The organism is Paraburkholderia nemoris (genome assembly GCF_905221015.1).
GTDB classification, from domain to species: domain Bacteria; phylum Pseudomonadota; class Gammaproteobacteria; order Burkholderiales; family Burkholderiaceae; genus Paraburkholderia; species Paraburkholderia nemoris.
Map to the genome: position 1 here is coordinate 346095 of NZ_CAJNBO010000005.1, position 23211 is coordinate 369305.

The 23211-nt window shown below is 63.6% G+C and carries 19 protein-coding genes; 16 read left to right on the forward strand and 3 right to left on the reverse strand.

The annotated features are described in order from the left end of the window. Positions 1-231: 231 nt before the first annotated feature. From KHO33_RS10445 to KHO33_RS10500, 12 genes are all read left to right on the forward strand, one after another. Positions 232-801, forward strand: coding sequence for a pseudouridine synthase (locus tag KHO33_RS10445; RefSeq protein ID WP_200564729.1), 570 nt, complete (start codon positions 232-234; stop codon positions 799-801). Between the two features lie 455 nt (positions 802-1256). Continuing rightward, positions 1257-1451, forward strand: coding sequence for a hypothetical protein (locus KHO33_RS10450; protein ID WP_011489640.1), 195 nt, complete (start codon positions 1257-1259; stop codon positions 1449-1451). Between the two features lie 145 nt (positions 1452-1596). After that, entirely contained in the window at positions 1597-2103 is a 507-nt protein-coding gene (locus KHO33_RS10455; RefSeq protein WP_054042654.1) for a DUF192 domain-containing protein, read from the forward strand. A gap of 317 nt (positions 2104-2420) precedes the next feature. After that, complete coding sequence (fusA, locus tag KHO33_RS10460; RefSeq protein WP_054042656.1) at positions 2421-4526, forward strand: elongation factor G; 2106 nt, start codon at positions 2421-2423, stop codon at positions 4524-4526. Positions 4527-4735: 209 nt separating this feature from the next. Beyond that, on the forward strand, positions 4736-5263 hold the full coding sequence (locus KHO33_RS10465; RefSeq protein ID WP_054042658.1) for a cupin domain-containing protein: 528 nt from the start codon (positions 4736-4738) through the stop codon (positions 5261-5263). Positions 5264-5281: 18 nt separating this feature from the next. Beyond that, positions 5282-6301 (forward strand): HoxN/HupN/NixA family nickel/cobalt transporter, encoded by a 1020-nt coding sequence (locus KHO33_RS10470; RefSeq protein ID WP_054042661.1) that lies wholly within the window; start codon positions 5282-5284, stop codon positions 6299-6301. A gap of 332 nt (positions 6302-6633) precedes the next feature. Further along, positions 6634-8298, forward strand: a complete 1665-nt coding sequence (locus KHO33_RS10475) for an ABC transporter substrate-binding protein (RefSeq protein ID WP_200564730.1) — start codon at positions 6634-6636, stop codon at positions 8296-8298. A 45-nt stretch (positions 8299-8343) separates the two neighbouring features. Next, complete coding sequence (locus KHO33_RS10480) at positions 8344-9354, forward strand: ABC transporter permease (protein WP_200564731.1); 1011 nt, start codon at positions 8344-8346, stop codon at positions 9352-9354. Next, positions 9351-10229: an ABC transporter permease gene (locus KHO33_RS10485; RefSeq protein WP_200564732.1), complete on the forward strand. Its 879-nt coding sequence runs from the start codon at positions 9351-9353 to the stop codon at positions 10227-10229. Before KHO33_RS10480 ends, KHO33_RS10485 begins: the two co-directional genes overlap by 4 nt. Further along, complete coding sequence (locus tag KHO33_RS10490) at positions 10226-12397, forward strand: ABC transporter ATP-binding protein (protein WP_200564733.1); 2172 nt, start codon at positions 10226-10228, stop codon at positions 12395-12397. Before KHO33_RS10485 ends, KHO33_RS10490 begins: the two co-directional genes overlap by 4 nt. Positions 12398-12838: 441 nt before the next feature. Further along, a complete protein-coding gene (locus KHO33_RS10495; RefSeq protein WP_200564734.1) occupies positions 12839-13861 on the forward strand; it encodes a hypothetical protein in 1023 nt (340 codons plus the stop codon). A gap of 324 nt (positions 13862-14185) precedes the next feature. Beyond that, positions 14186-14680 (forward strand): hypothetical protein, encoded by a 495-nt coding sequence (locus tag KHO33_RS10500; protein WP_200564735.1) that lies wholly within the window; start codon positions 14186-14188, stop codon positions 14678-14680. A gap of 80 nt (positions 14681-14760) precedes the next feature. Here KHO33_RS10500 and KHO33_RS10505 read toward each other — a convergent pair whose 3' ends face one another. Beyond that, positions 14761-15606: an aldo/keto reductase gene (locus KHO33_RS10505; protein WP_054043582.1), complete on the reverse strand. Its 846-nt coding sequence runs from the start codon at positions 15604-15606 to the stop codon at positions 14761-14763. A 204-nt stretch (positions 15607-15810) separates the two neighbouring features. On the opposite strand from KHO33_RS10505, the gene KHO33_RS10510 reads away from it, so the two are divergent. Continuing rightward, positions 15811-16557 carry a GntR family transcriptional regulator gene (locus KHO33_RS10510; protein WP_200564736.1) on the forward strand — a complete coding sequence of 249 codons (747 nt, stop codon included), beginning with the start codon at positions 15811-15813 and terminating at the stop codon, positions 16555-16557. A gap of 36 nt (positions 16558-16593) precedes the next feature. On the opposite strand, the gene KHO33_RS10515 is transcribed toward KHO33_RS10510, so the two are convergent. After that, positions 16594-17985 carry a CoA transferase gene (locus KHO33_RS10515; RefSeq protein ID WP_200564761.1) on the reverse strand — a complete coding sequence of 464 codons (1392 nt, stop codon included), beginning with the start codon at positions 17983-17985 and terminating at the stop codon, positions 16594-16596. A 134-nt stretch (positions 17986-18119) separates the two neighbouring features. Here KHO33_RS10515 and KHO33_RS10520 point away from each other — a divergent pair, with 134 nt between their 5' ends. Then, complete coding sequence (locus KHO33_RS10520; protein ID WP_200564737.1) at positions 18120-19355, forward strand: citrate/2-methylcitrate synthase; 1236 nt, start codon at positions 18120-18122, stop codon at positions 19353-19355. Between the two features lie 92 nt (positions 19356-19447). Here KHO33_RS10520 and KHO33_RS10525 read toward each other — a convergent pair whose 3' ends face one another. Next, positions 19448-19753 carry a DUF2917 domain-containing protein gene (locus KHO33_RS10525; protein WP_054043580.1) on the reverse strand — a complete coding sequence of 102 codons (306 nt, stop codon included), beginning with the start codon at positions 19751-19753 and terminating at the stop codon, positions 19448-19450. Between the two features lie 214 nt (positions 19754-19967). On the opposite strand from KHO33_RS10525, the gene KHO33_RS10530 reads away from it, so the two are divergent. Continuing rightward, positions 19968-21386, forward strand: coding sequence for an aminotransferase-like domain-containing protein (locus KHO33_RS10530; protein ID WP_200564738.1), 1419 nt, complete (start codon positions 19968-19970; stop codon positions 21384-21386). Between the two features lie 187 nt (positions 21387-21573). Next, complete coding sequence (gene mdtD / locus KHO33_RS10535) at positions 21574-22959, forward strand: multidrug transporter subunit MdtD (protein WP_200564762.1); 1386 nt, start codon at positions 21574-21576, stop codon at positions 22957-22959. Positions 22960-23211 lie beyond the last annotated feature (252 nt).

Genomic DNA, 23211 nt, shown 5'->3' on the forward strand with positions numbered 1-23211 from the left:
CGCCTATTCTAGCCCACGCCGACGCAGGCCCGAGTCCGTATGCGGCTCGGGGTTTTCCAACATTGTCGAAAATCAAAACTAGCAACGCTGCTTATTCTTATGTCTTATATAAGACATAAGACTCAACGCGGGTCATTATGCATTATTATTCCGCCATTTACTACCGGGCTGGCGCCCTTCCTGGCCTGCGCGGCACGCTCCGGCCGCCGCTCGACCTTCATCGATTCCTCTATGCGACTCCTCGCCCTGAACAAACCGTTCGGCACCATCTGCCAGTTTTCGCCGCACGAAACGCGGGCGTCGCTGGCCGACTGGGTGAAAGTGCCCGGCATCTATCCGGCGGGCCGGCTCGACTCCGATAGCGAAGGGCTGCTACTCCTCACCGACAACGGCGCGCTGCAGGCACGCATCGCCGAGCCGCGTCACAAACTCGTCAAACGTTATTGGGCACAAGTGGAAGGCGCAGTCGACGATGCCACCTTGAAGAAGCTCGCACGCGGTGTCGATCTCGGCGATTACGTGACGCGGCCCTGCCGCGCCGAATACGTCGAGCCGACCGACTCGCTCTGGACTCGCACGCCGCCGATCCGCTATCGCGCCGCGATTCCGACCACGTGGATCGAGTTGTCGATCACCGAAGGCAAGAACCGCCAGGTGCGACGCATGACCGCTGCGGTGGGTTTCCCGACATTGCGTCTCGTGCGCGCCGGTATCGGGGCACTCGATATTTTTTCGCTCGGGTTGCAGCCAGGAGAGAGTGTCGAGTTGCCGCTGAAGGCCCCATGGGAAGGCATCGCCTGAACGCATTTGCATGCACGCCATGTCTGCACTGAATCCGCATCGAACCGCTATTTCGACCCGCGGCGAAAAAGCTAACTCGTTGTATCCGCAAACAAATTAGCGCGTGAAACCAATATGAAAAACGCGTGAAACAATTGCGTTCGCGATCGCTCTGCCGCCATTCATTTGCTTCAGCACGTTGGCATATAAATTTTCCACGAAATTCACGTCAACCGGTGCGCGAGCTCACGCGTTATTCGACGCAGATGCCGCCCGAAGCTATCCGGCATTCAGCCTTAAGGGCCTTTGCACACGCCGCTCTGGCGGTGAGTACGGGGAGTCTGAGCGCTAAGCAGACGCGTCGAAAAAAATGTTCGATGCGGCTGTCAACCGAAAGGTGGATGGCACGTTTACCGACATGACTCTACATATAACCGGGTCATTTGGTTAATCAACTAAAGCTGAGGATTCACAAAATGAACAAACTGATCGCCGCTCTGGTCGCTGGCCTCTTCGCAACGGCAGCATTCGCACAAGCTTCGGCACCGGCAGCAGCTTCGGCAGCTCCGGCAGCAGCAGCTTCGTCGGCAAAGAAGACCACGAAGCACGCTCACAAGAAGTCGCACAAGAAGGCAGCAGCAGCAGCTGCAGCTTCGGGCGCTTCGGAGTAAGTTTGTTGTAAAAACGCAGTCAAGAACTAGCTTCATTGCCGTTCTTACGGCGTTGAAAGGCAGATCACCGCAAGGCGATCTGCCTTTTTGTTTTTGACGCGCTCGCGTAACATTCGCGAGTTAAATTCCAGCAAGGAGTCATGCCGTGCGATTTCCCATGCGCTCGTTGATTGCGCGTTTCGCTGTTGCCGTTGCACTGCCGCTCGCCGCGATGTCGTTCGCCGCGACCACCGCTGCCCCCGCTCATGCGCAACAGATGCCGGCCGGCGCGAAGCAGCCTGGCGACTTTCCGCGCGCAAAGCTGACCGCGGGCATGTTCGTGATCGACGCAGCCGTCGCCGCCAATGACGCCGACCGCGAACAAGGTCTGATGTATCGCACGACGCTCGCGCCGAATGAAGGCATGCTGTTCGTCTTCAATGAAAACGCCGTGCATTGCTTCTGGATGAAGAACACGTTGATCCCGCTGTCGATCGCATTCATGCGCGCCGACGGCACGGTCACCGATATCGACGAGATGCAGGCCGAGACCACCAACAATCACTGCCCGAAGAACAACGGCGTGTATGCGTTGGAAATGAGCAAGGGCTGGTTCTCGTCGAAAGGCATCAAACCGGGCATGAAAATCCAGGGCTTGCCGGCCGCGCAATAAAGAAGGCGCGTCGAGCACGACGACACCCTGCCGATTCTTCAGCAGCTGCTTTTGAAAAAAAGCCGGTGCCTTTTACGAGGCGCCGGCTTTTTTGCATCCAGCGTGCGGCGTGCGATGCCCGGCACCATGCGGCAGAGGCCGGCGACGTCGCGCGAGCCCATACCAGCAGGCCTTCACACGCGGCTGGCAAGATTCCTGCAAAAGACAGGCCGACGCGCTATCCTAGTATTCTTGGCAAAGCAGCATCCAAGGCTCCCCGGGCAGCACAGACTGCCGCCCGGCAAGCGTTTCAGGCGCGCCATTTCAAGGAGGTTCACGTGCCCCGCAAGACTCCCATCGAGCGCTACCGGAATATCGGCATTAGCGCTCACATCGACGCCGGCAAAACCACCACCACTGAACGCATCCTGTTCTACACAGGCGTGACCCACAAGATCGGCGAGGTTCACGACGGTGCTGCGACGATGGACTGGATGGAACAGGAGCAGGAGCGCGGCATCACGATCACATCGGCTGCCACGACTGCTTTCTGGAAGGGTATGGCCGGCAACTATCCGGAACACCGGATCAACATCATCGACACCCCGGGTCACGTCGACTTCACGATTGAAGTCGAGCGCTCGATGCGCGTGCTCGACGGCGCCTGCATGGTGTATGACTCGGTCGGCGGCGTGCAGCCGCAATCCGAAACCGTGTGGCGTCAGGCAAACAAGTACAAGGTGCCGCGCATTGCGTTCGTCAACAAGATGGACCGCGTCGGCGCGGACTTCTTCCGCGTGCAACGGCAGATTGGCGAGCGCCTGAAGGGCAATGCGGTGCCGATCCAGATCCCGGTCGGTGCGGAAGATCACTTCCAGGGTGTGGTCGACCTCGTCAAGATGAAGGCGATTTACTGGGACGAAGAGAACCAGGGCATCAAGTTCGAGTACCGGGACATTCCGCCCGAGCTCGAGGCCACCGCGAAGGAATGGCACGACAAGATGGTCGAGGCTGCCGCTGAAGCGAGCGAGGAATTGCTCGACAAATACCTGCACGGTGGGACGCTGACCGAAGAGGAAATCAAGCACGGCATTCGTGTGCGTACCATCGCCAACGAGATCGTGCCGATGCTGTGCGGCAGCGCGTTCAAGAACAAGGGCGTGCAGGCCATGCTCGACGCGGTGATCGACTATCTGCCCTCGCCGCTCGACATCCCCGCGATTACCGGTCACGACGAGCACGACAACGAAATCGAGCGTCATCCGAAAGACGACGATCCGTTCTCCGCGCTCGCCTTCAAGATCATGACCGACCCGTTCGTGGGCCAGCTGATTTTCTTCCGCGTGTATTCGGGCGTGGTGAATTCGGGCGATACCGTCTACAACGCGACCAAGGAAAAGAAAGAACGCCTTGGCCGGATCCTGCAGATGCATGCGAACGAGCGCAAGGAAATCAAGGAAGTCTACTGCGGCGACATTGCCGCGGCAGTCGGCCTGAAAGAAGCGACCACGGGCGACACACTGTGCGATCCGCAACACGTGATCATCCTTGAAAAGATGATTTTCCCGGAACCTGTGATTTCGCAGGCCGTCGAGCCGAAGACCAAGGTCGACCAGGAAAAGATGGGCATCGCGCTCAATCGTCTGGCGCAGGAAGACCCGTCGTTCCGCGTGCAGACGGATGAAGAATCCGGCCAGACCATCATCTCCGGGATGGGCGAGTTGCACCTGGAAATTCTGGTCGACCGGATGAAGCGCGAGTTCGGCGTCGAGGCGACCGTCGGCAAGCCGCAGGTGGCTTACCGCGAAACGGTGCGCAACAAGGTCGAAGACGTCGAAGGCAAGTTCGTCAAGCAGTCGGGCGGCCGCGGCCAGTACGGCCACGCGGTGATCACGCTCGAACCGTCGGCGCAAGGCAAGGGCTACGAATTCGTCGACGCGATCAAGGGCGGCGTGATTCCGCGTGAATACATTCCGGCAGTCGACAAGGGCATTCAGGAAACACTGAAGGCCGGCGTGCTGGCGGGCTATCCGGTGGTCGACGTGAAGGTGACGCTGACCTTCGGTTCGTACCACGACGTCGATTCGAACGAAAACGCGTTCCGCATGGCCGGTTCGATGGCCTTCAAGGACGCGATGCGCAAGGCCAAGCCGGTGCTGCTCGAACCGATGATGGCCGTCGAAGTGGAAACGCCGGAAGACTTCATGGGCAACGTGATGGGCGATCTGTCAAGCCGTCGCGGCATGGTGCAAGGCATGGAAGACATCGCCGGCGGTGGCGGCAAGCTGGTGCGCGCCGAAGTGCCGCTCGCGGAGATGTTCGGCTATTCGACGTCGCTGCGTTCGGCAACGCAAGGCCGCGCGACTTACACGATGGAGTTCAAGCACTACGCTGAAACGCCGAACAACGTCGCGGAAGCCGTGATCAACGCGAAGCAGAAGTAAGCACCGCGGGTTGCAACACGTCATGTGCTGCAACCCGCAATGCGACGCAATGAAAGCAGACAGCAAAAGGCCCGTCCCCTGTGGATGGGCTTTTTTTTCGTCCGCGACGCCGCTTGGGGCAGCCGGCAACACACACGTTTTTGAACGTGCAAAAATGCCAAACGGCGCCGTGCCGACCGCCCGGACTAACGCCCATGAGGAGACACACCATGAGCCAGGATCACGAACACCCGCACTACAAGGATGAGCACAAGGACGAGCACGCGCCGGCGCCGATCGATTGGCGCGAGCACGGCGTCAAGGTCATCAAGGGCGACCAGCTCGACAGCAATACCGCGCAAACGCCGGGCATGAACCGCGCGGCGGCGATCAACGCGGCGCGCGTCGGCGCACAGAAAATCTGGGCCGGCACCGTGACGATTCATCCGAATGCGAAAACCGGCGCGCATCATCACGGCGCGCTCGAAAGCGTGATCTACGTGGTGCGAGGCCAGGCACGCATGCGCTGGGGCGAGCATCTCGAGTTCACGGCCGAAGCGGGCCCGGGCGACTTCATCTTCGTGCCGCCCTATGTACCGCATCAGGAAATCAACGCCAGTACCGACGATCCGCTCGAATGCGTGCTGGTGCGCAGCGACAATGAAGCCGTGGTGGTGAATCTGAATATCGACGCGGTGGAAGCGCCGGAAACGGTCTTCTGGGTCGATCCGATTCACAAGCATCCGCACGATCACTAAACCTCTTTCACGCAACTCATGATGCCGACCGATTCGCTGCGCCCTCGCCTCATCACGCTGTATGCCGTCCTGATCGCCGCCAATCTCGGCGCATGGGCGTGGGCGCTGATCGCGTTTCGCCACTATCCGCTGCTGCTCGGCACCGCGCTGCTCGCCTATGGCTTCGGTCTGCGCCACGCGGTGGATGCGGACCATATCGCGGCGATCGATGCCGTCACGCGCAAGCTGATGCAGGCGGGCAAGCGGCCGCTCGGCGTGGGCCTGGCGTTTTCGCTGGGCCATTCGACGATCGTGATCCTGGCGACGATCGGCATTGCGTGGACTGCGCACTCGCTGCACGGCCGCTTCGAGACCTTCAAGGCGGTCGGCGGTCCGATTGGCACCGTCGTCTCGGCGGTGTTTCTGCTGGTGCTGGCATGCGTGAACCTCGTGATCCTGCGCGACGTGTGGCGCCGCTATCGCCACGTCCAACGCGGCGGTGAACTCGCTGCTGAAACGACGGCAAACATCGCGCCCGCCGGTCTGCTGTCGCGCGCATTGCGGCCGATGTTCCGGCTCGTGACGAAAAGCTGGCACATGTACCCGGTCGGCGTGCTGTTCGGCCTCGGCTTCGACACCGCGACCGAAATCGGCCTGCTGGCGATCGCCGCGTCCGAAGCCGGCAAAGGTCTGCCGCTGTATTCGATCCTCGTGTTCCCGGCGCTCTTCACCGCGGGCATGACACTGGTCGATTCGACCGACAACGTGCTGATGGTCCACGCCTACGGCTGGGCCATGGACGATCCGAAACGCAAGCTCTACTACAACGCGAGCATCACGTTCGTTTCAGCGGTGGTGGCGATCGTCATTGGCGGCGTCGAAGCGCTGGGACTGCTGTCGGACAAACTCGGTTTGAACGGCGGTGTTTGGCATGCGGTGGCGGGCCTCAACGAACGCTTCGGCGTACTGGGTTACGGCATCATCGCCACCTTCATGGCGTGCTGGATCGGCTCGGTGCTGTTCCATCGCTGGCGCCGCGCCGACACGGTTGCGCGGTAAATCCAGTTTGCCTACGCGGAGGATCGGTAAGGTTTCCACGGCGGCGACGGCGCAACGGCAATTTCCGCGCTGCGGCATCGTGCGCTTCGCGCAGGCCGTGCGAGACAGCCTGCGAGCGTTGTCGTGACGACACACGTCGGCCCTTTTATACGCCAAACGGAGACCGGACCGCGCTGCAAGCGCGCCGAACCGGCGGGCAATCGCTTACACTGAAACCGCTTTTCGACACTGCAGCGCGCTGCAGCTTTTCGTCATTGCAATAAGTCGCCTTGTCGCGCGTATCCGGCGCGGCCCTTCAGAACCGACAGCAGAACGGACTGGACACTCCATCGATGAAGACTCCCGCGGACCGATTTCTCGAACTCGACCTAGCCCGCCGCACCGCCGACGCCTACGGCAATCACGCCATCGACGAATTCATCGCCGGCCGCATCACGCGCCGCGATCTGCTGCGCTATGCGAGCGTGATCGGTTTGTCGCTGGCTGGTGGCGGCGTGCTGAATACGCCGCGAGCCCGCGCGCAAGGCGCAGCGAGTCCGTCGAACCAGACAATCCGCGTAGCCCACCTGACGCCCGCCGGCGCCGTCGATCCGCTCACCGTGAACGATGCCGCGAGCCTCGCGCTGCTGAACCAGACCGGCGAGTTCCTGATCGACGACGACGGCGAAAAACTCATGCTGAAGCCGGCGCTCGCCTTGTCATGGAAGGCGAACGATAAGGGCGACGTGTGGACCTTCGCGCTGCGCCCGAACGTCAAATTCCACGACGGCCAGGCGTTCACCGCCAAAGACGTCGTCGCCACCTTCGATCGCCTCGCCGATCCGGCGAGCGGTTCGGCGGCACTCTCGGTGTTGAAGGGCGTGCTGTCGAAAGGCGGTGCGAAGGTCGTCGACGAGCACACGGTCGCCTTCCATCTCGATGCGCCGAACGGCAACTTCCCGTATTACGTTTCCTCGGACAATTTCAACGCCGTGATCCTGCCCGCGAACTATGCGGGTGGTTATGAAAAGAGCTTCATCGGCACCGGTCCGTTCAAGCTCGAAAAGTATCAGGCGAAGGTCGGCGCCTCGTTCGTGCGCAATCCGGACTATTGGGGCGACAAAGCGTTACCGCAACGCGTACAGTTCTCGTTCTACGCCGACGAACAGGCGCAAATGCTCGCGCTGCAAGGTCATCAGGCCGACGTGATGGGCACCTTCACCGTGCAGGGCGGCGCCGGCATTCTGAACAATCCGGACTACAAGGCAATCGGCGTGAAGTCGAGCGCGCATCGTCAGATTCATATGCGCAACGACAACCCGCTGTTCAAGGACAAGCGTGTGCGCCAGGCGCTGGCGTTGTCGCTCGATCGCGACGTGCTGGTGCGAGGTCTGTTCAAGGGCCGTGCGCAGATAGGCAACGACAGCCCGTTCGCACCGGTATTTCCGTCTTCCGATGCCGGCGTCGCGCAACGCAAGATCGACATCGCGAAGGCGAAGCAACTGCTTGCGCAAGCGGGCGTGCCGAACGGTTTCGACGTCACGCTGACCACCGAGAAGTACATGGAGATTCCCGATCTCGCGGTGGTCGTGCAGAACGCAGCGAAGGCGATCGGTGTGCGTATCAATCTGAAGGTGGAGAGTCAGTCGCTGTACTACGGCGCAGGCACACCGGGCAAATCGGATTGGCTCGACTCGCCGCTCGGCATCACCGACTACGGTCATCGCGGAGTGCCGAACGTGTTTTTGAACGCGCCGCTCACCAGCACGGGCACGTGGAACGCCGCGCACTTCAAGAACCCGCAATACGATCACCTGGTCGCGCAGTTCGTCGCGGCAGTCGACCTTAGCACGCAGAAGAAAATCTCTGGGCAGATCCAGACGCTGCTGCTCGACGAAACGCCCGTGATCATTCCGTTCTTTTACGATCAGTTGATCGCGATGCGCAAGGGTGTGAACGGCGTGCGCTTTACCGCGCTCGCGCAGCTGTATTTCGACCGCGCGGTGTTGAGCGCGTGAAGTTGAGCGCATAAGCGCACGGCACTTCTTCGGCAGGAGATCACAATGTCGACCACGGTGACCCCTTCCGCCTCTCCGGTCCCCAGCGGCAACGCCGGCCGTGTCGCGCGATTTCTGGCGACGCGAGTCGGTTTGTCGTTGATTACGCTGTGGCTGCTGTCCGTGATCGTGTTCGCGGGCGGCCAGTTGCTGCCCGGCGATATCGGCCGCGCGGTGCTCGGGCCGCTCGCCGATGCACGCGCGGTCGCCGCGCTCAATCATCAGCTCGGCGCGGACCGGCCGCTCATGACGCAATACGTCGAATGGATCTCGCATTTCGTGCGCGGCGACATGGGGCTTTCCTATGCGTACCGTGAACCGGTTGCGCCGTTTATCGCCGACGCCCTGGCGCATTCGGCCAAGCTCGGTCTGCTCGCGTTTATCGTCGTCGTGCCGCTCGGCATTGCGGGCGGCGTGTGGTCGGCCATGCACGCGGGACGCTGGCTCGATCGCACCATCAGCATCGCCGGTTTGTCGGCGACCGTGGTGCCGGAGTTCGTCTCGTCGATCGTGTTGATTCTGGTGTTCGGCGTGTGGCTGCGTTGGTTGCCGATCGAAGCGTCGTATCCGCCCGAAGCGAGCGCGCTCGAACAATTGCGCTATCTGATTCTGCCGGTGCTGCCGCTGGTGCTGGTGTTCTTCGGCTACATCGCGAGAATGGCGCGGGCGGGCACCGTCGAAGCGCTCGATGCGGACTACACCCGCACCGCGATCCTCAAAGGCTTGCCGCGCCGTACCGTGATCTGGCGGCACGTGTTGCGCAACGCACTGTTGCCGACCATCACCGTCGCCGCCACGCAGCTCGGCTACATGATCGGCGGCCTCGTGGTGGTCGAGACGCTGTTTCACTATCAAGGTATCGGCTCGCTGATCTACAACGCCGCCAAGGCCAAGGATTTTCCGATGCTCGAAGCGGGCGTGCTGACGATCGGCGTGGTCTACACCGTCGCCAACCTCGCCGCCGATGCACTGCATATCCTGCTCAATCCGCGACTGCGAGTGAGGAGCGCCGAATGAGCACCATTGTTCCGCCGGCCGCGCCGCCTGCGCCACGTCCGGCTACCGAACCGCGCTTCGACCAGTTGCGCGTGCTGCTGCGCTCGCCCACGTTTGTGGTCGGCGTGTTGATCGTTGGATGGTGGGTCGTCTGTGCGATCGCCGGGCAATGGATCGTACGGATCGACCCGTATGCATCCGATCCGCTCAATTCGCTCACGCCGCCTGATGGCACGCATTGGTTCGGCACCGATCAGCTCGGCCGTGACGTGTTCTCCCGAGTGATTGTCGGCGCGCGCGACATTCTGACCATCGCACCTTTGGCAACCCTGCTCGGCACGGTCGCAGGCACTGCGCTGGGATTGATCGTCGGTTACTTCGAGGGCTGGGTCGACAACGTCGTGGGCCGCGCAATCGACGCCGTGCTCGCGCTGCCGCTCGTGATCGTCGCGTTGCTCGCGCTGGCCGCGGTCGGTGCATCGAACTTCACCGTGATTCTCGTGATCGGCATTACCTTCACGCCGATCACCGCGCGCACGGTACGCGCCGCCGTATTCGCCGAACGGCATCTGGATTACGTCGCCGCCGCGCAATTGCGCGGCGAACGCGCGCCGTACATCATGTTCGCCGAGATTCTGCCGAACGTGCTGCCGCCGATCATTGTCGAGGCGACCGTGCGGCTCGGGTACGCCATTTTCGCGGTCGCCACGCTGTCGTTTCTCGGCTTCGGCATTCAGCCGCCTTCCGCCGATTGGGGACTCGCGCTGTCCGAGTCGTATGCATTGATGGCGGGTGGCGCATGGTGGACCGTGGTGTTCGCGGCCGGCGCCATCGCTTCGCTCGTGGTCGGCGTGAATCTGATCGCCGATAGCGTGCAAGGAGTGCTCGACCGATGAACGGCCCGCCGCCCGCCTCGTTCCCCGCCTTCGACGTCTCGAAGAGCGATCGCACGGATGCGCTGACCGTCGTCGGCCTGACGGTCACATACCGGATGCGCGGACGTGATCGCGAAGTGCTGCAGGACGTCTCGTTTCGCGTGCGGCGCGGCGAGGCGTATGGCCTCGTCGGCGAATCGGGCTGCGGCAAGTCGACGGTTGCGATGGCGGCGCTGCGCTATCTGCCGCGTAACGGCAAGGTGAAGGCCGGCAAGATCATCATCGCCGGCCAGGACGTGCAGAAGCTCGACGCCGACGCGTTGCGCACGATGCGCGCGAACGCGATTTCGATGGTCTATCAGGACCCAGGCCGCGCGTTGAATCCGTCACTGACGATCGCGCGGCAAGTCACGGAAGCCTTCGAAGCCGCCGGTGTTTCGCGTGACGAAGCCGTGCAGCGCACGGTCGAGATTCTGCAGCGGGTGCGCATTGCTGCACCCGAGCGCGTAATGGACAGCTATCCGCATCAGTTGTCGGGCGGCATGCAGCAACGCGTGGTGATCGCGATGGCGCTCGCCTCGAACCCGGCCTTGCTGATTCTCGACGAACCGACCACCGGCCTCGACGCCACCGTCGAAGCCGAAGTGCTCGACCTCGTGGCGCAACTGCGCGAAGAACTCGGCACTGCGGTGCTGTTCATCAGCCATAACCTCGCGGTGATCGGACGGATGTGCGAGCGCGTCGGCGTGCTGTACGCAGGCAAGCTGGTCGAGGAAGGCGCCACTCAGGACGTGTTCGCGCGGCCACGTCATCCCTATACGGTTGGACTGCTGCGCTGTCTGCCGACCACGGGACGCAGCAAGGACACCGAGCGGCTCGACACCATCGCGGGCAATTTGCCCTTGCCCGGCTCGGTCACGCAAGGCTGCATTTACGCCGACCGCTGCCGGCTCGCCGACGACCGCTGCCGCCGTGAGGCACCGCCGCCCTATCGCGTGAGTGCCGCACACGGCGATCAGATGTCGCGCTGCCATTACCACGAACGCGCAATCGAACTGCCGCGTGCATCCGCGGAAGGACTGCCCCTGCGTGGCGATGAGTCGCGTGAGAGCGAGCGCCCCGCTCTCGTGCTGCGCGCGGAAAATCTCTCGAAAACATTCCACGTGTCCGGCGCTCCGCTGCGCGCAGTCGACAACGTTTCGATCGATCTCGCCAGTGGCGAAACGCTCGGCCTCGTCGGCGAATCCGGCAGCGGCAAGACGACGCTAGCGAAACTAATGCTCGGCCTGCTCACACCGGACGCGGGCAGCGTGCTCGAACTCGACGGCACCCCCCTCGCCGCACGCGTCACGCGACGCAACGACGAGCAGGTCAAGTCGCTGCAGATCGTGTTCCAGAATCCGGACTCGGCGCTCAATCGCGCACATTCGGTGAAGCGGCTGATCGGCCGTGCGTTGTCGCGACTTACCGCGTTGCGTGGCGCTGCAATCGACGAACGACTCGCTACGTTGACAGCAGCCGTGCGTTTGCCCGAACGCTATCTCGGCTCGCGCACGCGTCAGTTGTCCGGCGGACTCAAGCAGCGCGTGGCGATCGCGCGCGCGTTTGCCGGTGAGCCGCGCGTGGTGGTTTGCGACGAACCCACGTCCGCGCTCGACGTCTCCGTGCAGGCCGCGATCCTCAACCTGCTCGCCGATCTGCAACGCGAGCGCGGCGTGAGCTACGTGTTCATCTCGCATGATCTGCACGTGGTGCGCTATCTGTCGGATCGCATTGCGGTGCTGTACCTCGGCCGCCTGCTGGAGATCGGACCGGCAGCCGCAGTCTTCGGCGGACCGCACCATCCCTATACCGAAGCGCTTCTGTCTTCGGTGCCGACACTCGACGCCCACGACAACACCGCCCGCATACGGCTGTCCGGCGATCTGCCCAGCGCCGCATCGCCGCCGTCCGGTTGCGTGTTCCATACGCGCTGCCCACGCAAACTCGGAGCGATCTGCGAACAGCAAGACCCGCCCTTCCTCGAAGCCGGCAGCGGTGACGCGGGTCAGCCGTCCGCGCATCGCATTCGCTGTCATATCCCCGTCGACGACCTGCGTGTACTGCAATCCGCCGCGCGCGACAACGCCGGCAAGGTCTCCGGCAGCGGCTCGGAAAACGCACCGGAAAACGCCGCGCGCAACGAATAACGCGCAATAAGTCGGCTTTCCGGCCACGCGTTTCATCATCGAAACATTTTCCTGCGTTTTTTCCTCGCGGCCATCGCACACCCCTATTCGACGCCCGTAGCCGCAAGGCTTTGCGGACCGTGGCATGGATATCGCTAAGTACTGTCCAGACATTCGAATCCAGAAGAGATCGGAAGAGAGCCTGAGAGCGCCGCTTGCGCGAATCGCAGCGACAAGAAGCGATACGTGACGAAGCGCGTTTGAACGGTATCTGCTGAAGCGCAGGCAAGCGTTTGTCAGCAAACCGGCTACGGCGCCGGGAAGACAGTGATGGTGTTTGACTTGCATCCGCAAAACAGACTCGGGGGGCGGCGAGGCTCGCGTTCAGACAGGCCCGGCGTCGGCGATTCAGCGTGGGAGATGGCGGCAGCGAGGTGTCGGCATCCCCTCGGGAGAGACGTGATGAAAACCACAAAATTCAATCAGTACTACTTCGGGGTACTACGGAGTACGGCAATCGCGGCGGGCGTAGCTTTGCTGATCACCCAGGTCGCGTATTCGGCGTCGACGGATGCGGTCCCCAAGTTGATGACGGTTGCCGATGCACCGCTGCCTGCGAGCGGCGCGCACGCAGCGACGCAAAGCGTGCAGGACGACAGTTCGGCGGCGGGCGCAGCGGCGACTGGCACCGCGCCTGATGAACCGACCGCTGCCGACGACGCGGCCATTGTGTTCAGTCCGCGCGATTGCACAACCACCAGTATCGGAGGGTGCGCGCAACATCGCGGCGGCAACGGCGCGGCGAGCGCTGGCAGCGGTGGCGCAGGTGCGAGTGGCAATGGCGCCGGCGGCGCAGCGGGCTCGGGCAGTGGCGGCGGCAAGGGTAACGGCAGCGGTAGCGGCGGTGGAAGTAGCGGCGGTGGAAGTAGCGGCGGTGGTAGCAGCGGTGGCGGAAGCAGCGGCGGTGGCAGCAGCGGCGGTGGCAGCAGCGGCGGCGGTAGCAGCGGTGGCGGTAGCAGCGGTGGCGGTAGCAGCGGCGGCGGAAGCAGCGGTGGCGGAAGCAGCGGCGGTGGTAGCAGCGGCGGCGGAAGCAGCGGCGGTGGTAGCAGCGGCGGTGGCAGCAGCGGTGGCGGCAGCAGCGGCGGTGGCAGCAGCGGCGGTGGCAGCAGCGGCGGTGGCAGCAGCGGCGGTGGTAGCAGCGGCGGTGGCAGCAGCGGCGGTGGCAGCAGCGGCGGTGGCAGCAGCGGCGGTGGCAGCAGTGGCGGTGGCAGCAGTGGTGGCGGCAGCAGCGGGAGCGGCGGCTGCGGTTGCGGTGGCGGCCCCGGCGGCGGGTTCGGCGGTGGGAAAGGCGGCCCCGGTGGTGGTTTTGGCGGAGGCTTCGGTGGCGGGTTCGGCGGCGGCTTTGGCGGAGGCTCCGGCGGCGGTCACGGAGGCAAGGGTGGCGGCGGCAATGGTGGTGGCAATGGCGGAGGAAACGGGCACTAGCAGTCGCCTGTTTCCCGGGTAGGGGGCCCCCGCGCCCTACCCGTCGCTAACGACATGCGTATGCCGTTCGCAGTCCCCCGGCAGCGGCGGTGATGTCTCGATCCCCCGGTCGAGCATCACCGCCCGAAGCCGGTCGAAGTCAGCAGCACCCACAAGCGGCCCGGCAAGACGGCACGCAACGTGCCGCCGCGAAACGCCGACAAACAGTTCCTGTTCTTGCACACGTTTAAAACCAAAACAATCGATCGTGTCGCGCGTGACCGGAACCAAACCGAAGCGATTGCCTCATATCAGATTCAACGTTCGATATGAGGGCACCACAACATGCAACGAAACGTCCCCCACCCCATAGCGCGCACGGCCACCGGCCTGCTGATGGTCGCCGCTCTGGGCCTCGCATCGCTCGCTAATGCGCAAACTTCGGCGCAAACTTCGGCGCAAACACCGGCCACATCGGCCCAGCCGCAGCCGCAAACCCTGTCGCAAGGCGCCCCGCCGGTCGATCCCACCTTCTCCGCCTATTCGCTCGCGCAAACCTGCAAGCTAAAAAACGATAACGTCGCGCAAGGTCAATGCGTCGGCGCGATCCGCGGCATCATCCACGGCTATCAGTACGGCGTGCTGTTCCTCGGTCAGCGCGCGTCGCTGCCGCCCAACGAAACGCAGCGTGTGTCGCTGTGTCTGCGCAATACGCAGGTGTCGTCGATCGTCGACGAATTCATTGCCGACGCCGCCCAGGTCAACGAAGACTCGCTCAAGCACACGCCCGCTGAAGTCGCCGTTCTGGGTTCCGTGCACATGCACCACAGTTGCAATTGATGACGCCCGCGCAGCGAGCCGCAGCGCCATAAGCGCCGCCTCCACGGCTGGCTGCAGTTCGCTGACGGCCGCTACTGCGCTCACAGCATTTCGAGTGGCCGCTTGCTGCGCGGCGGTTTGAAGTAAGTGTCGATGGCAGCGAGTTCGTGCGCGTCGAGTTGCAGTTGCGACGCCCGATGGTTGTCGCGCACATGCTCGACGCGGCCCGCTTTCGGAATCGCGAACACGCCGGGCTTTTGCAAGACCCACGCAAGTGCCACCTGAAACACCGAGACGCCCCGTGCGTCGGCAATATCGTCGAGCGGCGAGCGTTTCGGCAGGCGCGCGTGATCGACCGGACTGTATGCCATCCCCGGCATGTTGCGCGCGGCGAGCCACGGCAACAGGTCGAATTCCGGTCCACGGCGCGCGACGTTGTAGAGAATCTGATTGGTCGCGCACGCCTCACCGCCCGGCGTGGCGACGAGCTCTTCCATATCGTCGGTATCGAAGTTGCTGACGCCCCAGTGGCGAATCTTGCCCGCGCTGCGCAATGCCTCGAATGCCTGGACGGTTTCCGCGAGCGGCACCGAGCCGCGCCAGTGCAGCAGATACAGATCGAGCCGATCGGTTTTCAGGCGCTTGAGGCTCTGCTCGCAGGCCGCGATCACGCCGCGCCGGCTGGCGTTATGCGGATACACCTTGCTGACGAGAAAGACCTGATCGCGCAGCCCCGCCAGCGCTTCGCCGAGAAGCGATTCCGTGGCGCCGTCGCCGTACATTTCCGCCGTGTCGATCAGCGTCATGCCCAATTCGATGCCGCAGCGCAAAGCGGCGAGTTCCGAGGCGCGGCGCGCCGGCTGTTCACCCATCTCCCAGGTGCCCTGCCCCAGTTTCGGAATACGCTCGCCGTCGGGCAGGCTTACGCTCGCGATATCGGTCGTCATGCTTTCTCCTCGAAGTGGCTAAACATAGGGCAACGCGTCCATGTCGATGCGGCGGCGCAGGCGAATCCGCGGCGCTTGATATGGAAATCGTAGGGACGAGTTTAGCGGTTGCACGAGCATCGGATCGGGCACCAGGCAAAAGCCCGCTATAACGGAGCGCGCCGATGTCTTAGAATTGCCGCTTGCCCTTCTTGCGTGAGCCCCATGACCTCTGCCTCGGAAGACCGCTGGCGCGACCTGCGCCCGGACCCGGAAAACGACACGCCGCTGTATCTGCAACTCGCTCGCAAGCTCGGCAGTGCGATTCACGAAAACCGTTGGAACGCGGGCGAGGCGCTGCCCTCTGAGCGCGTGCTGTCCGAAGCGCTCGGCGTCTCGCGGATCACCTCGCGCAAAGCCATTGCCCTGCTGGTCGAACAGGGATTGATCCGCCGCACGCAAGGCGCGGGCAGTTTCATCACGCCGCGCTATGAAGATCCGCTGTCGCGTCTGTCGAGTTTCAGCGAAATGCTGCGGCGACGTGGTTTTACGCCGAGTTCGAAGTGGTTGTCGCGAGAAATTTCGCCGGCAAACCGCGATGAAGTGATTCAACTGGGCTTGTCGCCGGCGGCGGCTGTGACCCGGTTGCGCCGCTTGCGCCTCGCCGACGGCATTGTGATGGCCGTGGAGAATTCCACCTTCCCTGCCGCAGTGATTCCCGATCCTCAGGCGATCGGTGATTCGTTGTACACCTACCTGGAAAATCGCGGACTGACGATTGTCCGCGCGCTGCAGCATTTTCGCGCGGTGAACGCGAACGACGAGATCGCGCACCAGATGAGCATTGCCCCTAACGAGGCGCTGTTGCTGATCACGCGCGTCGGGTACACGGCGGATCAGCGGGCGATCGAGCTGACCGATACCTACTGCCGCAACGATTACTATGATTTCGTGGCGGAGTTGAGGAAGTAAGCGCGGTGTTTGTCCTTCGGGGCAATCGCAACGCCTTCACGCCCATTTCGCCTCATGCGCCCCTATCCGAGCCGGCGGCAAGTCAAAACGCGCAGGCGTCTCCTCCAGACGCTCGGCCGGTAGAACGCCCAGTACTCGCCCGAACTCCGACTGCACGGTTCCCAGACAATCCCGCACATCGTCGATCGAAACGTCCGGCGCCTTCCAGCCGTCGGGAAGCAATCCGAAGGATTGCAACCACCGGCCGGTCTGCGCGAGCGACACCCGCACGTGCCAACTCCCGCCATCGGTGGCTCGCCGCGCCAACGCGGCCATCGCGCCGAAAGCAGCCAAGTATCCCGTCGCGTGATCCAACGCCTGACAAGGCAGATGCTTCGGCTCATCCCATCCCGCTGCCTCGCGCTCGGTAAAAGCAATCCCACTCGCGGACTGCACCAGACTATCGAAGCCGCGCCGCGCAGCCCATGGTCCAGTGTGCCCATAAGCGCAAACCGAGACATAGACGATCCCCGGCCGCACTCGCGCCAATTCCTCGGGACCGAACCCGCGCGCCGTCAGCGCCCCCGGCCGATACGCCTGCAAAAACACATCGGCGCCGCTAACGAGGCCAGTTAACGTTTCCCGGCCAGCTGCATCGCGCAAATCGATCACAGCCGAGCGCTTGCCGCGCCCGTTGTCGATCACCAGCGGCGCAATGTTCGGCAAGTGCGGGCCGTTGACCATCAACACCTCGGCGCCATGCTGCGCGAGCGCACGCCCCGCCACCGGCCCGGCAATGATCCGCGACAAATCCAGCACCCGCACGCCCGCCAGCGGACGCTCCGCGCCGGCCTCGCGCGGCGGCTCGACCGGCGCATCGCCGATGCGCTCGATCTCGAACAACGGCAGCCCCGCAATCGCTTTCGCCTGATCGAGCGCGGCCCACTCGTCGGGCGTGCGAATCAATGCCGCGCACAAGCCGGCGTCGGCGAGCGTCTGATCAAGCGTCGCGCCATCCCAGCCGCGAATCGCCTCGGCCACCGCCGCGCGATCGTTCGCGCAGCCGAGCACCTTCAGCACGCCTTCGAGATGATGCGGAAAGTTTGTGTGCAGCTGAATCCAGCGGCCGTCGCGCGTCGCGTAGAAACCCATCACCGGATCACGCAAAGCGGGCGGCGGACCGTCGTCGATACGCAGATAGCGTTCGCTGCGAAATGAAGCCAGCGCGCGCCGCATCTCCACGGTGACGTGTTGCCGGCGCCCCGTGCGCAAGCGATGGTATTCGGCAGCCGCCAGGCCGCTCGCGGCGATGGTCGCCTGCGCCAATGCGCCGACCCGATAGACCGACGGCAGGCCTGGATCGGCGCCGGGAAGCGAGACGGAGCGCAGCGCAGTCGGGTCGCATTGCGCGGTCATCCAGATATGTTTGAGTGCGAGTTCAGGCGTCAGGGTGCTCATGTCGTTCGTCTCGTTCGAGTTGGAACAGGAAGAAAGTGAACCGAGTCTAGAATTCCGCCTTGCTACAATCAATCTTGATTATGATAATCAATATATATTGATTTCTTCGGTTTCTACGCATTTCCATGCCGCCCTCCCATTCCCTGACCGCTGCCGAAGCCGCCGCCACGCTCGGCATCAGCCTGCCTACGCTGTATGCGTATGTCAGCCGCGGCATGCTGAGCTCATCGCCGGATGCGCAGGGCAAGCACCGGCTCTACGATGCCGGCGAAGTGCGGCGGCTCGCCCGGCGCAAGGAAGACGGCAAGCGCGCCGGCAAGGTCGCGCAAAAGGTGTTGGACTGGGGCGTGCCGGTGCTCGAATCGTCGATCACGCTGGTGGCCGACGGCCGCCTGCTGTATCGCGGGCACGACGCCATGGAACTGGCGCGCACGGCATCCCTGGAGGATATCGCGGCGTTGTTGTGGGAATGCAGTGCGAGGCGTATCGCCGATGCACCGGCCGTCCCTTTCGCCGCCGCGCAGTGGGCCGCGTGGCTCAAGCTCTGGAGCGACAGCGCGCCGCTCGACCGCGCGCTCGTGCTGCTGCCGGCCGCCGCCGCGCAAATGCCGCGGGTATGGGCGCTCGGCCGCGACGCGCAACTCGATACCGCCTGCACGGTCATGCGCTTGCTGGCTGCCGCGATGGTTTCGGCAGCGCCGTCGAACGAACCGCTGCACAAGCAGTTGGCGTCGGCGTGGAATATACGCAACCGTCAGCAGGCGGGGCTGCTGCGCGCGGCGTTGGTGGCCTGCGCGGATCATGAACTGAATGCGTCGACCTTCACGGTCCGCTGCATCACGTCGACGGGAACGCATCTATTCGGCGCCGTGGCCGGCGGTCTGGCCGCCTTGGCCGGCCCGCGACATGGCGGCGAAACGGTACGGATTGCCGCGCTGCTCGATGAAGCGTCACGCGCTCCCGACCTCGACCGCTATCTGGCGAACCGCCTTGTCCGCCACGAGCACGGCGCGCATGGGCCGGTGCTGTCGGGCTTCGGTCATCCGCTTTATCCGGACGGCGATCCGCGCGCGCGTCTGCTGCTCGAGATGCTCGCCGACTGCGCGCCGGCCCGTTCGCCGCTAGGCGAACTGCAGGCGATCGCGCGCACTGTGCGCGACACGACGGGCGCTGAGCCGACTGTCGATTTTGCGCTCGTGGCCATCGAACGGATACTCAGCCTGCCGGCCGGCGCCGCGTTCACGCTGTTCGCGGTCGGCCGGGTGGTCGGCTGGATTGCTCACGCAATGGAACAGACGCGCGACGGCCGGTTGATCCGGCCACGCGCGCGCTATATCGGGGAGGTTGAAGGGAGGCCTTGACTGGCCGCGAAACAGACGCGGCGCACATCCGTGGCCGCATCAGCCGCAGTGGTTACAGCGGCTGAAGCAATTGCCGCAGCCACCTCACTCCGTCACGCCACACCGAACCAGCGCGGCAGCCAGTTCAACATCGGCGAACCGCTCAACGGCCGCGTTACAGCGCGCTCCGACCCGCTAGCCAGCGCGAAACGCGCACCGGCCCGCCCTGCGCTGACCCACGCCAGTGCACCACGCGGCAACTCGATCGATTGCCCCGTTGCCAGCCAGTGATCGCCGTTTTCGCCTTCGACAGTCAACCAGATCTCACCCGAGATCACCTTGAAGACCGACGGACGCGCGACACGCCAGGCCGCCGCAGGCTCGTCATGTTCCATTTCGAAAATCCGGACTTCACGCATCGCTGTTCTCCTTCAAAGAACTTTCCTGTTGTATTGATTATTGACGTGCGATCATCAGATACCCATGCACAGTTCCGAACACTTTCATCGGAACTGTTCAGTCGAAAAAACGGACAGTTGGCGGCAATCGCGCTTCATGGGCACGTGCAGCGCACGCCGCACCGAAGGCTCGGCGCGCCGGCACCCCAACTGCCCGGCGAAGGAAAAGCACCGTATGAAACTCGAAATCCAGCTCGATCGGGAAACCGGCGTACCACTCACCGAACAGATCGTCACGGGCGTCACTGCCTGGATTCGTTCGCGCACCGCTCACCCCGGCTCCAAGCTGCCGTCGATCCGTCAGTTCGCCGCCGACTACGGCGTGAGCCGGTTTCCCGTGATCGAGGCTTACGACCGGCTGGTGTCGCTCGGCTATGTCGACTCGCGTCACGGCTCGGGCTTCTATGTCGCCGACCGCCAGCCGCAAAGCGCGCAATGCCAGGGCACCTCGGACCCGCGCCGCGCCGAGGACGAATCGGGGCACATCCTCCAGCAGTTCAACTACCAAAGTGAGACGCTCAAGCTTGGCAGCGGCTTCATTCCCGACGCATGGCGCGACACGGAGAGCCTCGCGCAGGCGATCCGCCATGTGTCGCGCACCGACAGCGCGAGCATGGTCGATTACGCGCTCCCGCTCGGCAATCTGACCTTGCGTGAACATCTGCAAGGCCGTATTGCTCAATTGGGGATTCAGGCGGACGCCTCGCAGATTCTGATCACCAATGGCGCGAGCCAGGCGCTCGATCTGCTGATGCGCTACATGCTCAAAGCCGGCGACACAATATTCGTGGAGGACCCCGGCTACTACAACCTGAACGGTCTGCTGAAGCTGCACGGCGTGAAGCTGATCGGCATTCCGCGTACCCGCAACGGTCCCGATCTCGATGTACTGCAGGCGCAGTTGCAAGTGAATCGGCCGAAGCTGATGTTCATCAACACGGTATTCCACAATCCGACCGGCACAACGGTCGCGCCGCCGGTGGCATTCCGGCTGCTGCAACTGGCGCGCGAACACGGTTTCACGATCATCGAAGACGACATCTACGCCGACTTCCAGTCCGACGTCACCGACCGTCTCGCCACCCTCGACCAGCTCGAACACGTGATCTACGTGGGCGGCTTGTCGAAGACGCTGTCGTCATCGTTGCGGATCGGCTGCGTGGTGGCGAGCCACGCAATCATCAAGGATCTCGTCGACATCAAGATGCTGACGAGCATCGGCGGTTCGCGTTTTGCCGAGGCGGTCGCCGCGACGTTGCTGGAACGCGGCGCGTACCGCAAGTATCTGGAACGGCTGCGCCGCCGCATGCGCGACGCGCTCGGTTCGACCATCCAGACACTCGAAGACGCCGGCTGGGAGCTGTTCGAAAAGCCTGTCGGCGGCAAGTTCGTGTGGGCGCGCGTGCCGCACGTCGGTAACGCCGAACGGCTGGTGGCGTGCGGCGCACCGCTCGGCGTGACCGTGGCGCCTGGCAGCTATTTCCGGCCGAACATGGAAATGAGCCCGTGGACCAGGATTCACGCCGCGTTCGGCAATGACCCGCGTGCGCAGGCATTTTTCCGTGCCGCTGTGGCGTTGCCTCCCTCGGACTGACCTCGTCACCTTTGTCTTCACGCTGAGCGCATATCCGCTGCGCCGGGCCATGCTTTTCCCTAGAATAGCGAGTCCCAGCCCGTCCCTGCGCGCCTAGCCGCCCTCCATGTCCACGCCGCCGATCCTGCCCGCCTCCGCCCCCGCCGCCCCCACCACTTCGGGCCCCTCGGCCCGCTCGCTCACCGTGATGCTGTGGCTCGTCGCCACCGGCTTCTTCATGCAGACGCTCGACTCCACGATCGTCAACACCGCGCTCCCCGCAATGGCGACGAGCCTCGGCGAGTTGCCGTTGCGCATGCAATCGGTGGTGATCGCCTACTCGCTGACGATGGCGGTGATGATCCCGGTGTCCGGCTGGCTCGCCGACAAACTCGGCACGCGGCGCGTGTTCTTCAGTGCGATCCTCGTGTTCGCAGTCGGCTCGCTGCTGTGCGCCAATGCGCATACCCTGAATCAACTGGTGATCTACCGCATCGTGCAAGGCGTGGGCGGCGCGATGCTGCTGCCGGTCGGGCGGCTCGCGGTGCTGCGTACCTTTCCGGCCGAACGCTATTTGCCGGCTTTGTCGTTCGTGGCGATTCCAGGGCTGATCGGACCACTGATCGGCCCGACGCTCGGCGGCTGGCTCGTGAAAATCGCTTCGTGGCACTGGATCTTTCTGATCAACGTGCCAGTGGGGATCGTGGGTTGCATCGCCACCTTCATCTTCATGCCGGATAGCCGCAACGAGCACACCGGCAAGTTCGATCTGAAGGGCTATCTGCTACTGATTTTCGGTATGGTGGCGATCTCGTTCGCGCTCGACGGCCGCACGGAGTTTGGCATCCAGCACGCCACCGTGCTGGTGTTGCTGATCCTGAGCCTCGCCTGTTTTGTCGCCTACGGTTTGCACGCAGTACGCGAGCCCGCGCCGATCTTCCCGCTCGACCTGTTCAAGATCCACACCTTCAGCGTCGGGTTGCTCGGCAATCTGTTCGCGCGGATCGGCAGCGGCGCGATGCCGTATCTGATTCCTCTGCTCCTGCAGGTGAGTCTCGGCTATAGCGCCTTCGAGGCCGGCATGATGATGCTGCCGGTGGCGGCGGCAGGCATGGCGGCCAAGCGCCTTGTCACGACGCTGATCATCAAATACAGCTACCGGCGCGTGCTGATCGTCAATACGGTGCTGGTGGGGCTGACCATGGCGAGCTTCGCGCTCACTTCAGCCAGCCAGCCGCTGTGGCTGCGGCTCGTGCAACTGGCGTTCTTCGGCGCGGTCAACTCGATGCAGTTCACCGCGATGAATACGCTGACGCTCAAAGACCTCGGCACCGGCGGCGCGAGCAGCGGCAACAGCCTGTTCTCGCTCGTGCAGATGCTGTCGATGAGCCTCGGCGTGACGGTGGCCGGCGCATTGCTCGCGACCTTCACCGGCCTCCTGCCGCGCGTGACGGCCGCCAACTCGCTGCCCGCGTTCCACGCGACGTTCCTGTGTGTCGGCATCATCACGGCCGGCTCGTCGTGGATCTTCGCGCAACTTTCGCCGGACATCCGGACGCCCGCGAAAAAGACCGATCCTTCGGAGCGGACCTGAGTTTTGCGCCCGATTGCGGTAGCGTTGCCGCTTCCCGCCCGCTACCCGGCGCGCCTAGTCGCCGACCCGCAACGGGGCGCGGGCCGCACCACCGAAGTGCGAATCATCGCCTTCGCGCCCGCGCTAGCGCACAATCGCCGTACTGACAGCGGCAAGCGGGCGCGCCCAGAGTGTTTCCGCACGCGCATAGTTCTTGCTCGCCTATCCTGTAAACTCACATTTTGCGCGTGCCCGCTCGTGCCGAGCATGAGA